This window comes from Caulobacter sp. S45, assembly GCF_903642205.1.
In the GTDB taxonomy this organism is placed as follows: Bacteria; Pseudomonadota; Alphaproteobacteria; order Caulobacterales; family Caulobacteraceae; genus CAHJWH01.
This window is the reverse complement of the sequence record NZ_CAHJWH010000021.1, coordinates 17,956-29,927: the sequence shown is the minus strand read 5'-3', so window position 1 is coordinate 29,927 and position 11,972 is coordinate 17,956. Positions and strand designations below refer to the sequence as shown.

Here is an 11,972-nt window from a genome sequence, read left to right as displayed (position 1 = left end):
TGGACCCGCCGCAGGCGCCGCCGCACCGCCGGCGGCCGCCTCGCCCGCCAAGTCCAACCGCAGGCGGCTGTTCGGCCTGTTCGCCGCGGTGCTGCTGGTCGGCGCGGTTGGCTACATCCTCTATGACGTGCTCGTGCTCTCCCATGTCGTCTCCACCGACGACGCCTATGTCGGGGCCGACATGGCGCAGATCACCCCCCAGGTGAACGGTCAGGTGCTGCAGGTGAACGTAGCCGACACCCAGGTTGTCCGCGCCGGCCAGGTGCTGGTGGTGATCGACCCTGCCGACGCCAGGCTGGCCCTGGCCCAGGCTCAGGCGGACTACGAGCGCGCGGTGCGGCGGGTGCAGCAGTACATGGCCAACGACCAGGCCGCCGGCGCCCAGATCCAGGCTCGCGACGCCGACCTGCTGCGCTCCAGGGCGCAGGTCGCCGCCGCCCAGAGCGATGTGGACCGCACCTCCCTCGACCTGAAGCGGCGCGAAGCCTTGTCCGCCTCGGGCGCGGTCTCCGGCGAGGAGCTGAGCACGGCGCGCAACGCCTACCAGACCGCGGTCGCCAACCTGGACGCCGTCAAGGCCGCCGGCGCCCAGGGCGCGGCCAACAAGATGGTGGCCCAGGGCCAGCTCGCCTCATCCCTGGCCCTGACCCAGGGCTCCAGCCTGGATGATAACCCCGAGGTCGCCGCCGCCAGGGCCGCGGTGGACGTGGCCAAGCTGAACCTGTCGCGCACGGTGCTGCGCGCGCCCTTCGACGGGGTGGTCTCCCAGCGCAACGTGCAGCTCGGCCAGCGCGTGGCCATCGGCGCCCAGCTGATGACCGTGGTGCCGATCTCCCAGGTCTATGTGAACGCCAACTTCAAGGAGGTTCAGCTGCGCAAGGTCGAGGTCGGCCAGCCGGCCGAGCTGACCGCCGACCGCTACGGCAAGGGCGTGGTGTTCCACGGCCGGGTGGAGGGGCTGTCCGGCGGCACGGGCTCCGCCATGGCGCTGATCCCGGCCCAGAACGCCACGGGCAACTGGATCAAGGTGGTGCAGCGCCTGCCGGTGCGCATCCGGCTCGACCCGCGCGAACTGGAGCGCCACCCCTTGCGGGTCGGCCTCTCAATGGACGTGAAGGTGGACGTCGCCGGGCCTGGAGCCCCCTCTCCGGCGCCCGGACGAGCCCGTGCGGCGACCGCCTCCGCCGCCACCGACCTCTGAGCGGACGGCCATGGCCGATCTTCCCATAGCCGCCCAAGGCTCCGGCGAGGGCATGGCGCCGGTGGTCGCCCGCGGCGAGAGCGCCGCCCAGGCCGCGCGCGAGGCCCGCGCCAACGAGGCGCTTCAGCCCCCGCCACCCCTGGTGGGCGCGGCGCTCTGGGGCGGCTGCATCCTGCTCTCGCTCGCTAACTTCGTCGTGCTGCTGGACACCACCATCGCCAACGTCTCGGTGCCCACCATCGCCGGCGGCCTGGGCGTCTCGGCCAACGAGGGCACCTGGGTCATCACCTCCTATGCGGTGGCCGAGGCGATCACCGTGCCCCTGACCGGCTGGCTGTCGCAGCGGTTCGGGTCGGTGCGGGTGTTCGTCACGGCGATGGGTCTGTTCGGGGTGTGCTCGGCGCTCTGCGGGTTTGCGCCGTCGCTCGGCGTGCTGGTGGTCTGCCGGGTGCTGCAGGGCTTGGCCGGCGGCCCGATGATCCCGCTGTCCCAGACGCTGCTGCTGCGCATCTTCTCCAAGGAGCAGGCGGGCCAGGCGCTCGGCCTGTGGGCCATGACCACGGTGGTGGCGCCCATCGCGGGCCCGATCCTAGGGGGGCTGATCTGCGACAACGCCCACTGGTCGTGGATCTTCTTCATCAACGTGCCGGTGGCGCTGGTCACCGCCGCGCTGGCTTGGCGGCTGCTCCGCGCCCAGGAGGACGCGCGGGTGAAGCGCCCGCTGGACCTGGTGGGCCTGGGGCTGATGGTGGTCTGGATCGCCGCCCTGCAGATCCTGCTCGACAAGGGTGAGGACGAGGACTGGTTCAACTCCGCCTTCATCGTGCAACTGGCCCTGGTCGCGGGGGTTGGCTTCGTCGCCTTCCTGATCTGGGAGCTGACCGACGCCAACCCGATCATCAACCTTCGGGTGTTCCGCTCCCGCAGCTACACGATCTGCCTCGGCGTGCTGTGCCTGTGCTACGGCGCCTACTTCTCCGCCACGGTGATCCAGCCGCTGTGGCTGCAGACCAACCTCGGCTACACCGCCACCTGGGCCGGCTATGCGGTGGCGCCGCTAGGGGTCCTCGCCATCGTCATGTCGCCGATCGTGGGGCGGCTGATGCGGAGCGCGGACCCGCGGCTGCTGGTCTTCATCGGCGTGATGGGCATCGCCGCCCTGATGTTCTGGCGCAGCCACTTCAACTCCGACATCAACTACGCCCAGATCGTGCTGCCCCAGGCCCTGCAGGGCGCCTGCATGCCCTTGTTCTTCGTGCCGGTCTTCAGCCTGGGCCTCTCGTCGATCAGGCCCCAGGAAATGGCGGGCGCCGCGGGCATCCTCAGCTTCGCGCGCACCATGGCCGGCGCTTTCGCCACCTCTCTGGCCACAACAGCCTGGGCCAACGGTGGCCGCGCCAGCCGGGTGCAGCTGCTGAACCAGACCGACACCGGGGGGGCGGTGCGGAGCCTCATGCACGCCGGCCTGAGCCAGGGCCAGGCGCTGCGCCAATTCGAGGCCATGGTCTCGGGCCAGGCGGTCATGCTGGCCACCGACAAGCTGTTCCTGACCATCTCTGTGCTCCTGGCCATCGCCGCCTGCAGCATCTGGCTGGTGGCCAAGCCCGCCGGACGGGTCGCCTCCAGCAACTCGCACTAGGTTCCGCATGTCGATCCAGACCGTGCCGCTGCAGGGTTATGACGGCGATTTCGACGGCTTCGCCCACCGCCTCGGCGCGGCCTTCGAACGCTACGGCTTCGCGGTGATCAGCGACCATGGCCTGGCCCAGCCCATGCTGGAAGAGTCGCTGCATCAGACCAGGGCCCTCTTCGCCCTGCCGGAGGCGCGCAAGCTCGCCTACGCCGTGCCGGGCGGCGCCGGCCAACGCGGCTACACCCCGTTCGGACGCGAGGCGGCCAAGGGGGCGGCGGCCTCCGACCTGAAGGAGTTCTGGCACATCGGCCGCGACCTCCCGCCCGGCCATCCATTCGGCGCTGTCATGCCGGACAACCTGTGGCCCTTGGAGCTTCCAGGCTTCCGGCCAGCCCTCTCAGCCCTGTACGCAGAGCTGGACCGACTCGGTGCTCGCGTGCTGCGCGCCATCGCTCGCTATCTGAACCTCCCTGAGCATGCTTTCGAGGACCCCATCCGCGACGGCAACAGCATCCTGCGCCTGCTCCACTACCCGCCCGTGCCAGCGGATGCGCCCGGCGTGCGGGCCGGGGCGCATGAGGACATCAACGCCGTCACCCTGCTGCTGGGGGCAGAGGAGGCGGGGCTGGAGCTGCTCGACCGCGACGGCCGCTGGTTGGCCGTGCAGCCCCCGCCGGGTTCTGTGGTCTGCAACATCGGCGACATGCTGCAGCGGCTGACCAACCACGTCCTGCCCTCGACCACCCACCGGGTGGCGAACCCGCCGCCGGAGCGGCGGGGCTTGGCGCGCTATTCCACGCCCTTCTTTCTGCACTTCCGCCCGGACTTCGTGATCCGCACCCTTCCAGGCTGCGTGAGCGCGGCGAGGCCGGACCGCTACCCCGAGTCGATCACCGCCGACGCCTACCTCCAGGAGCGCCTGCGGGAGATCAAGCTGGCCTGAGCGGCGGCCTGGCCGGGCTCATCCGGTTATGGTGGTTTCTTCGGAGACGATGAAGTCGCACCCATGCAGATCAAGGAAGCGCTCCTCGTCGGGCCTGATGCGCTCCATGTACTCGGCGTCTCCGAAGACGGCGGCGATGTCGGCGGCCTCGTCAAACCATAGCTCGGTGATCCCGTCATACTTGGCAGGCGGCAGGCCGGGCAGCTCGACGGGAAGGGCGTGCTGCTGCACGTAGCGCCGCACATGGGCCTTGACCGCCGGGATCGACATGAAGAGCGGGGCGTGGACGGTCCTGTGATGCTCGGCGAAGTCGGCGGGGCTCATCGCCGGATTGCGCCGCAGCAGGATGGTGAACTTGACCAATGGGGTCCCTTGTCTGCACCCGACGGGGCAACCGCGGTGAGGGCCTTGTAGGCTCAGGTCCTGGCTTCAGCCAGTCGTGTGGTGCGGACGGCGGGGGTCGAACCCGCACTCCAGGGGAAACGGATTTTAAGTCCGTCGCGTCTACCAGTTTCGCCACGTCCGCATCGCTGTCTATCTGCAACGCCGCCGCCGCCGAGGCCAGCCGGCGCAAGCGGCCTTAACTGCGTTTAAGGAGTTTATGCGCCATGTCTGGATCTCGACCCGAAAGGGAAGGGATTGGACATGAAGGCGTTTCTGCGCGCAGGCCTTGCGACCGCCGCCATGTTCGCCGGCTACGCGCCCGCCGTGGTGGCCCACGCCGGCGGGTCCGGCTCCAAGGGGAGCAGCTGCAACTGCACCGTGCCCACGCCGCCGCCCTGCAACTGCACCGTCCCCACCGGCCACAACGTCAACGTGCCGGGAGTGAACATCACCCCACCTTCGGTCACGGTGAACTCACCCAACATCTGGATCTCGACGCCGAACATCGAGGTGCAGTCCTCGGCGGTCTCCTACGCACAGTCCCAGGCCAGCGCGTCCAGCAGTGCGGAGGCTTCCTCGCAGGCGAGCGGCAACGCTTACGCGAACGGCAGCGCCAACTCGAACGTCCTGTCCAACGCCCTGGCCCAGTCCAATGCGGCCAGCTATGCCCTTGGCGGCGGCTCCAGCTTCTCGGCCGGCGAGGGCTCCAGCAGCGTCATCCCGAACCTTGCGGTCGAAGGCGTGGAGACGCCCGAGGCGCGCCGCGTTTGCGCCGAGTACCGCTCGGTGGCCAAGGTGGTGGCGGTCCAGGCGGTGTGCCTGGACGACAAGGCCATCCCGCACCCGGCCTCCCAGGTTATCCCCGACCGCGACCTGCTGCCCTCCTATGAGGGCGAGGTGTTCCGCTGCATCGCGGGCACCCGCATGCAGTACACCCTTGCCGACTACGCGGGCTCCGCCGACTTCGGCCGCGGCCAGAGCATCCCGTGCCTGAAGGGCGAGGCGCTCTACCACTCGGCCACTGGCCAGCTCGCCTGCCGGCCACAGCGCCCGGCGCGCGACTGCAACGAGCGCTCGCTGCTCCGTCGCTACGGCGCGGGCTTTAAGGTGATCCGCGCAGGCGCCCAGCAGTGCGTGGCCTACCGCACGGAGACCGCTGCGGTCGGATCTGGCGCGATAGAGTCCATGGTGGTCGACGGCGGCGTCGGCGGCGTCGTGCGCTAGAGCCCGGCCTGCTCTCTCCCGCAATGGAAAGGGGTCACTCCGCGGTCCAGCCGCCGTCGATGGAGAGGTTGGCGCCGGTGATCTGGGCGGCGGCGTCGGAGCATAGGAATACGGCAAGCGCCGCGACCTCTTCCGGCTTCACGAACTCCTTGGTGGGCTGGGCGTCGAGCAGGACGTCGTTGATGACCTGATCCCGAGTCAGGCCCCGGGCCTTCATGGTGTCGGGGATCTGGCTCTCCACCAGCGGCGTCCACACGTATCCCGGGGATATGCAGTTCACCGTGATCTTGTGGGTGGCCACCTCGAGCGCAGCGGTCTTGGTCAGGCCCGCCAGTCCGTGCTTGGCGGTGACATAGGCTGATTTGAACGGGCTCGCCGCCTTGGAGTGGGCGGACGCGGTGGAGATGATCCGGCCCCAGCCTTGCGCCTTCATCAGCGGGATCGCCGCCTTCATCGCGTGGAAGGCGGAGGACAGGTTGATGGCGATGATCTGGTCCCACTTCTCCACCGGGAAGTCTTCGATGGCCGAGACGTACTGGATGCCGGCATTGTTGATCAGGATGTCGACGGACCCCAAGGTCGTGTGCGCCTGGGCGATCATGGCGGCGATCTGGTCCGGCTTGGTCATGTCGGCGGCCGAATAAATCCCCGTCACCCCGAACTCGCTCTCGATGGCCGCGCGTTCCTTCTCGATGGCGGCGGCGTCGCCGAAGCCGTTGATCATGACGTTGGCGCCCTCGGCCGCGAGCGCGCGGGCGTAGGAGAGGCCTATGCCGCTGGTCGATCCAGTGACCACGGCGTTGCGGGACTTCAGGCTCATGGGAGTGTCCTTGGAGCTTCGAGGGGGTCAGGCGGTCGGAGAGGTGGCGTCGTCCTGCAGGTGGCCGGCGTCGATCACCTGCACGCCGGGCTTCAACGGCTGTGTAAGCAGCTCGGTGTGTCGTTCCAGTGTCTGCTGCACGTCGGCGACGCCGCTGGCCCAGTGCTCAGCCATGGTCTGGCGGGAGAACTCGAAGTCTTTGGAGCCACCTTCGTAGGGCTGCTTGCGATAGATCAGCTGCACCACGGTCACGTCGTTCTCCTTGGCGGTCTCGTGCAGGATGGCGAGCTCGGGGTCGTCAGCCCGCTCTTCCGGCAGGCTGTCGAGCAGGGCGCGCAAGGCGGACTTCACCTTATGGATGCGCAGGCTGGCGTCGGTGTTCAGCCGCGTGCGGCTGGAATAGCGGATGTCCTTTTCGCGCTCGTCCACCTCCAGCATGTTGCGGGGCATGGGGCCGTGGCCGTTGAACAGGTCCACCTGGAAGATCAGCAGGTCCTCGTGCTGGTCGTCATCGAGCACGAACTGCAGAGGCGTGTTGGAGACCAGGCCACCGTCCCAGTAGGCCTCGCCTTCGATCCACACGGGCGCAAACCCTGGCGGCAGGGCGCCGGACGCCATGATGTGCTCCGGTCCGATCTTCTGGTGCGCGCTGTCGAACACGACCGAGTTGCCGGTCTGAACGTTCACCGCGCCCACGCTAAGCCGCGTCTTCCCCGCATTTATCCGATCGAAGTCCACCAGCTTCTCCAGCGTCCCCCGCAGCGGGTCGGTGTCGTAATAGCTGATCGCCTCGGTTGCGCCCGGCGGCCAGAACATGGACGAAGGCACCCGCGGCTTGAAGAAGCCCGGTGCGCCGAAGGTGGCTACGGTGGCCGCGCTGATCTGGTTCACGAAGCTGCGGAACGGATCGAAGTCGATCGGGCCGGGCGAGAAGAACGGACCCGAGCTCGCCTGCTCCCAGAAGGTGCGCATCCGCTCCATGCGCCGTTCGGGCGGGTTGCCGGCGATGAGCGCCGCGTTGATGGCGCCGATGGAAATGCCGGCGACCCAGTTTGGATCGACCTCCGCAGCCTGCAAGGCTTCACAGACACCGGCCTGGTAGGAGCCCAGCGCGCCCCCGCCCTGGAGCACCAGTACACGTCGGGGGCGGGGCGGAGCGGTGTCGGAGGGCGAGGGAAGGGGCCGGTCGGACAAAGACGAAGGCGCGTCTGTCTGCCACTCGGTATCCAGCACTGCGGGCTGCCCCTCTAATCGTCAGCGGTTGGATCGCTATAGCACGTCTCGCCTTCCCATCCCGCAGCGAGACAGAGAGCTCAGCTGAACCGCCACGCCTCTTCGGCGGCGCGCCTCAGCGCCCGGGACTTGTGCAGGGTCTCGTCGTATTCGGCGTTCGGATCGCTGTCGGCGACCACGCCGCCGCCGGCCTGGACGTACATCATGCCGTCCTTGAACAGCGCGGTGCGCAGCACGATGCAGGTGTCCACCTGGCCCGTGGCCGAGACGTAGCCGGCGGCTCCGGCATAGGCCATGCCGCGCTTCTCGGTCTCCAGCTCGTCGATGATCTGCATCGCCCGCACCTTGGGCGCGCCTGAGAGCGTGCCGGCAGGCAAGGCGGTCAGGATCACGTCCACCGGGTCCGGAGAACCGGATACGTCGCCTTCCACGTTGGAGACGATGTGCATGACATGGCTGTAGCGCTCCACCTTGAAGCTTTCCGTCACCCGCACCCGCGGCGCGCCCGTTGGCGGCGTGTTGCGGCCTTCGTCACCGAGCTTGACGATCCGGCCCACGTCGTTCCGGCCGAGGTCGAGCAGCATCAGGTGCTCCGACCGTTCCTTTGGATCGGCGAGGAGTTCGCGCTCCAACGCCAAGTCCTGCTCTGGAGTGCCGCCGCGGGGCCGGGTGCCGGCAATGGGACGGATCACAGCCTTGCCGTCGCGCAGGCGCACCAGGATCTCGGGGCTCGAGCCCGCGAGCTGGAAGTCCCCGAAGTCCAGGAAGAACAGGAAGGGCGAGGGGTTCAGCCGCCGCAGCGCCCGGTAGCAGGCGAAGGGCGGCAGCGCGAAGGGCGCTCTGAAGCGGTGGCTCGGCACCACCTGGAAGACATCGCCGGCTTCGATGTAGCGCTTGGCCCGGTCCACCACCTGGACGTAGTCGGCGCGCGTCACGGGCGAGGCGAAGGGCTCAGTGGCCGGAGCGGGCCGGCCGGGCGCCCTGATCGGCAAGGGCGCCGCCAAGCGCAGCTGCACAGCCTGCAGTCGCTCGATAGCCGCCGCACGCACCGCCTCGGCTGTGCGGCCGTCCGGACGTACGGGCGTGATCAGCACGATCTCCTGGGCGATGGCGTCGAACACCGCGACGATCGAGGGGCGGGTCATGATGGCGTCGGGCAGGCCGAGTGCGTCCCGCTTGGCTGGACCGAGCGGCTCGGCGAGGCGGATCATGTCATAGCCCAATGCACCGAACAGCCCCGCCGCCATGGGCGGGAGCTCGGCCGGAAGTTCGATGCGGGCCGCCTCGATCGTGGCGCGCAGTGAGGCGAGCGCGGGCCTTGCGTCCGGCGCGTAGAGGCCTTCGGCTACGTTGGCGCCCCGGGCGATCTCCGCCCGGTCGCCATGACAACGCCAGACCAGGTCAGGATCCAGCGTGATGACCGAGTAGCGGCCGCGCCAGGCGCCGCCCTCAACCGATTCGAACAGGAAGGCGAAAGGCCGGCCGAGCCCTATCTTGAGATAGGCCGAGACCGGGGTCTCCAGGTCGTCCACCACGCGGGTCCAGACGACCTGGGCGCAGCCTGCCTCATAGGTGGCGGCGAACGCGTCGGCCGAGGGCAGGACGTCCATGGCGGCCGACCTACTGGCCGGCGCCTGCACCCTGGTCCACGCCCAACGCCTGGCGGGCCTTGGCGTAGTCCACCCTGGGCTTGATGATGTCACGCGCGCCGTTGCGGACGGCTGCGGCGAAGTCCTGCACCATGCTCTGGTTGGTGGCTTGGCGTTGGTCGGCGGCGGCCTGGGCCGCGGTCTGGGCGGTGGCGGGGACCACCGCCTGCAGCTTGGCGATCACCACGCCGATCTTCAGGTCGGGCCCGGTGACCACGTCGCCCGGCTTGGCCAGGAAGAGGTGGCCCATCAGCTCATTGCTGTAGGTCTTGCCGGCGGCCGTTCTGAGCACGTCCTCGCCATGCGCGACGGTCGCCTTGTTGGCGGCCGCGGCGGCCTGCAGCGTTTCGCCCTTGCTGACCGCGGCGGCGATGCCGTCGGCCTTGGCCTGCAGGCGCTTGAACAGGTCCTGCTGCATCATGAAGCGGGTCAGCAGCGGGCGCACCTCGTCCAAGGCCGGCGGCGCCGGCGCGATCACCTTGTCGAGGCGCAGGGCCGCGTACTCTCCCTGACCCAGGTCCACGATATCGCTGTCCTGGCCGGGCTGCAGCGCGAAGCCCGCCTGCAGCAGCTTGGGCGGAATGCCGACCTTCTGACGCTGCAGCGTGGTTCCCTGGGCGGTGATCGGAGGCAGAGTGGTGGTCTGGGCGCCGGCGGCCTTGGCCGCGTCGGCGAGGTTGGATCCGCCGGAGCGGGCGTTCTCGTAACTCTGCACCTGCTTGGTGATGAGGTTCAGCGCCGTGGCGCCTTTCACTTCCTGTTCGATGTGGGTCCGGGCTTCGTCGAGGGTCGCCACATGTCCGGGCGTAACCTTGGACAGCTTCACCACGGCCAGTCCGAGATCGCCCTGCACCGGTCCCTGCACCTGGCCCACACTCATGCCGAAGGCCACGTCGGCGAGCTTCCTGTCGGCCACTGCGGTCTTGGGACTGTCGGTATAGACGATCGGCTGGACATGGAGGCTGGCCGCCACCGCCTGCGGGTCCTCGCCCTTGCTGAGCCGGGCCGCCACCGCCCGGCCCTGTCCAGCGTCGCGGACGGGAACCTCCACCAGGGAACGCTTCTCCGGAACCGACAGCGAATCCTTTTCGAAGTCGAAGCGCTTCTGCACCAGGGCCGGGTCTGCGGTCGTCTGGGCCGCCAGCGCCTGGGTGGAGAAGGCGGCTACGGTGAAGACACGGCTTTCGGGGCGCATCAGCTGGGCCGCGTTCTGCTTAATGAAGCCATTCATGGCGGCGTCGGTCGGCTGGGCGGGCAGGGGCACCGCGGTCGGCGGCAGGACGAAGTCGTCGAAGCTGCGGCCCTCGCCCGTGTAGGCGGCCTGGAGCGCAGAGAACAGCAGCGGCGCGCTCAGCCCGGCGGCGACGCCGGAGACGAACTGGGTCTGGGCCAGCTCGTCTCGGAGCACGCCTTCGAATTCCGTGTCGGTCATCCCGATCTGCTGCACGAAGGCCTCGTAGGCCTGGCGGTCGAAACGGCCGGAGACGGCGTTGAAGAAGCGGGGCGCCTTGGCGATCTCGGCCACGATCTGCTTGTCCCCGGGCCGGATGCCGATCCGGTCGATGTAGGCGGCCAGGGCCTCGTCCGCGGCGATGGCGTCAGCCACCTGGTGGTCGATGTTGTGGCTGATGGCGTCCTGGACGGTGACGGTCTGGCCGCTCTGCTGGCCGTACTGCTTGAGCTCGTCCTGAAACATCTGGCGGAAGCGGGCCGAAGTGACGGTGCGCGCCCCGGCGGTGATGACCGCATCGCTCGCCATGCCATTGCGGAACACGTCTCGAATGCCCCAGATCAGGAAGCTGGCGGCCAGCACCCCCAGCAGCAGCTTGGCGACCGTTGTCTTGGCGAAAGATCGGAACTGGGTGAGCATCGAGGACGACAGCCTTTGGAAGAGCCGCTCCGCGCGCGCACCTCGTGGCGTGCGGAGCCCGCTCGCAGGCCATCGGCCGCGAGGCGAGCCCGCCCTATAGGGGCCAAGCCGCCGGGCGGGCAAGGGTGAGCAGCCGCGCCGCGTCAGCGTGACGTGATCGCGCCTGCGGCCGCGGCGACGGCTTCACAGCCACCGGTGCTTGGCTTAGGCGCATTGGCGAAGCAGGTGGGAGCAAGGATTTTGAGCCAACCAACGCGACTGGTCGCGGGCAACTGGAAGATGAACGGGGCTGCGGGTGCTCTGCGTGAAGCCCACGCCCTCGCTGAGTCGCTCGCCAAGGAGCCTGCACGCGCGCGGGTGGCCTTGTTCCCGCCTGCAATTCTGATCCATCGCATGGCTGAGCAGGTGAAGGGTTCAGGTGTCCAGGTCGGCGCCCAGGACTGCCACCCCGAGTCGAGCGGCGCCTATACCGGCGATCTCAGCGCCGAGATGCTGCACGAGGCAGGCGCGCGGCTGGTGATCCTCGGCCACTCCGAACGCCGCACTGGCTATCGCGAGAGCGACGCTGATGTGGCCGCGAAGGTCCAGGCCGCCCTGCGCGCCGGCCTGGAGCCGGTTGTCTGCGCAGGGGAGAGCCTCACGCAGCGTGATGCGGGTCAGGCGCTGGAGGTGGTGGCTGCCCAGCTGCAGGGCTCGCTGCCCGACAGCCTTGATGGCCTCCCCTTCGCCATCGCCTACGAGCCGGTCTGGGCGATCGGCACCGGCCGCACGCCGACGGTGGAGCAGGTGGAGGCGGTGCATGGACGCATCCACGATTTGCTGACCGCCCGCTTCTCCAACGGTGCGTCGGTCCCGGTGCTGTATGGCGGCTCGGTGAAGCCCTCCAACGCCGCCGAGCTGCTGCACGCCCGGGGCGTGGACGGGGCGCTGGTCGGCGGCGCCTCGCTCAAGGCCCACGACTTCCTGCCCATCATCCGCGCGGCTTGATCCGATCCTCCTCTCCCTGCGAAGCGAT

10 protein-coding genes and 1 tRNA gene are annotated in these 11,972 nt (G+C 69.0%); 5 read left to right on the top strand and 6 right to left on the bottom strand.

What is annotated here, in order from left to right; all coding sequences use genetic code 11:
* The 3 genes from HUV06_RS04180 to HUV06_RS04170 all read left to right on the top strand — a co-directional run.
* The coding region (locus tag HUV06_RS04180) for an HlyD family efflux transporter periplasmic adaptor subunit (RefSeq protein ID WP_371810983.1) at positions 1-1,201 on the top strand (1,201 nt) is incomplete at its 5' end.
* Between the two features lie 10 nt (positions 1,202-1,211).
* Complete coding sequence (locus HUV06_RS04175) at positions 1,212-2,840, top strand: DHA2 family efflux MFS transporter permease subunit (protein WP_254600866.1); 1,629 nt, start codon at positions 1,212-1,214, stop codon at positions 2,838-2,840.
* A 7-nt stretch (positions 2,841-2,847) separates the two neighbouring features.
* Complete coding sequence (locus tag HUV06_RS04170) at positions 2,848-3,777, top strand: isopenicillin N synthase family oxygenase (RefSeq protein ID WP_174300010.1); 930 nt, start codon at positions 2,848-2,850, stop codon at positions 3,775-3,777.
* Between the two features lie 18 nt (positions 3,778-3,795).
* Here the strand turns inward: HUV06_RS04170 and HUV06_RS04165 are convergent, their stop codons facing one another.
* Both HUV06_RS04165 and HUV06_RS04160 read right to left on the bottom strand, forming a co-directional pair.
* The gene (locus HUV06_RS04165; protein WP_174300009.1) at positions 3,796-4,140 is read right to left on the bottom strand and encodes an EthD domain-containing protein; all 345 of its coding nucleotides are present in this window, start codon (positions 4,138-4,140) and stop codon (positions 3,796-3,798) included.
* A 79-nt stretch (positions 4,141-4,219) separates the two neighbouring features.
* Positions 4,220-4,303: transfer RNA gene (locus HUV06_RS04160), tRNA-Leu, on the bottom strand.
* Positions 4,304-4,422: 119 nt separating this feature from the next.
* Here HUV06_RS04160 and HUV06_RS04155 point away from each other — a divergent pair.
* Entirely contained in the window at positions 4,423-5,385 is a 963-nt protein-coding gene (locus HUV06_RS04155) for a hypothetical protein (RefSeq protein WP_174300008.1), read from the top strand.
* Positions 5,386-5,419: 34 nt separating this feature from the next.
* Here the strand turns inward: HUV06_RS04155 and HUV06_RS04150 are convergent, their stop codons facing one another.
* The 4 genes from HUV06_RS04150 to HUV06_RS04135 all read right to left on the bottom strand — a co-directional run bounded on the left by HUV06_RS04150 (position 5,420) and on the right by HUV06_RS04135 (position 10,957).
* Positions 5,420-6,205 carry a 3-hydroxybutyrate dehydrogenase gene (locus tag HUV06_RS04150; protein ID WP_174300007.1) on the bottom strand — a complete coding sequence of 262 codons (786 nt, stop codon included), beginning with the start codon at positions 6,203-6,205 and terminating at the stop codon, positions 5,420-5,422.
* A 27-nt stretch (positions 6,206-6,232) separates the two neighbouring features.
* A complete protein-coding gene (locus HUV06_RS04145; protein ID WP_217433629.1) occupies positions 6,233-7,438 on the bottom strand; it encodes a patatin-like phospholipase family protein in 1,206 nt (401 codons plus the stop codon).
* An 80-nt stretch (positions 7,439-7,518) separates the two neighbouring features.
* Entirely contained in the window at positions 7,519-9,048 is a 1,530-nt protein-coding gene (gene trpE / locus HUV06_RS04140) for an anthranilate synthase component I (protein WP_174300006.1), read from the bottom strand.
* Between the two features lie 10 nt (positions 9,049-9,058).
* The gene (locus HUV06_RS04135) at positions 9,059-10,957 is read right to left on the bottom strand and encodes a SurA N-terminal domain-containing protein (RefSeq protein ID WP_174300005.1); all 1,899 of its coding nucleotides are present in this window, start codon (positions 10,955-10,957) and stop codon (positions 9,059-9,061) included.
* 240 nt (positions 10,958-11,197) lie between these two features.
* Here HUV06_RS04135 and tpiA point away from each other — a divergent pair, with 240 nt between their 5' ends.
* The gene (tpiA, locus tag HUV06_RS04130) at positions 11,198-11,944 is read left to right on the top strand and encodes a triose-phosphate isomerase (RefSeq protein WP_174300004.1); all 747 of its coding nucleotides are present in this window, start codon (positions 11,198-11,200) and stop codon (positions 11,942-11,944) included.
* Positions 11,945-11,972: the final 28 nt, after the last annotated feature.